Genomic DNA, 330 nt, shown 5'->3' on the forward strand with positions numbered 1-330 from the left:
CTGCCAGCAGGCTGCCGCACTACACTACACGGCAATATCGATTACGGGCAAATTGGGCGCTTGGCCGGTGATTTTGCGGGTGTTTAAATCATAAAACACGCTCTCGCCCACGGCGGCGCTGCCGGTGAGCACAATATCGCGGCCGCCCTGCGTTTTGGCGGCCCAGCTGCCGCCGCCCAGATCGGCGCTGATTTTGGCCACGGCCAAATGCTCGCGGTTAAAAAGTGCACTAAATTGGCTATAGATATTCACGGTTTTAACTTTCTTTTAAAGGCCGTCTGAAACGTTTTCAGACGGCCTAATCGTCTAAATAGCGGTCGATGGTTACCG

The 330-nt window shown here is 54.2% G+C and carries 1 protein-coding gene; it reads right to left on the reverse strand.

Going from position 1 to position 330, the window contains the following annotated elements:
- Positions 1-24: 24 nt before the first annotated feature.
- Positions 25-252: a hypothetical protein gene (locus tag RMT89_RS41925; RefSeq protein WP_315889005.1), complete on the reverse strand. Its 228-nt coding sequence runs from the start codon at positions 250-252 to the stop codon at positions 25-27.
- Positions 253-330: the final 78 nt, after the last annotated feature.

The sequence above is a fragment of the Streptomyces sp. P17 genome, assembly GCF_032436805.1.
GTDB lineage: Bacteria > Actinomycetota > Actinomycetes > Streptomycetales > Streptomycetaceae > Streptomyces.